Here is a 292-nt window from a genome sequence, read left to right on the forward strand (position 1 = left end):
CAATTAAATCTTTCAATATAGCTTGTCTGACCAGATTGCTTGCTAACTGGTTGATGTTGGCTCCAAGAGATGGTTTCATAATAGATATTAAATTTATCAGTGAGATAGAGGGCTTTTTTAATGATTCGGGTAGTTGTGCAAAAAGAAGCTCAGCGGTTTTTTTATCTCGAGGACCCACTTACATAGCAAGCACTTGCCGACTTTTTTTATGCAAGATGAGCCATAACCACTGATTGAATTAGAATAATTAATCTATCAAATTAGATCAGTTTATTGAAATAGCCTTACCTAT

At 34.6% G+C, this 292-nt stretch carries 1 pseudogene; it reads right to left on the reverse strand.

The features are described 5' to 3' along the window. A pseudogene (locus TY19_RS00730) lies at window positions 1–235 on the reverse strand (IS1 family transposase); the annotation flags it as partial. Window positions 236–292 lie beyond the last annotated feature (57 nt).

Origin of the sequence: Candidatus Protochlamydia sp. R18, assembly GCF_000648255.1 — a bacterium.
Lineage (GTDB): Bacteria > Chlamydiota > Chlamydiia > Chlamydiales > Parachlamydiaceae > Protochlamydia > Protochlamydia amoebophila.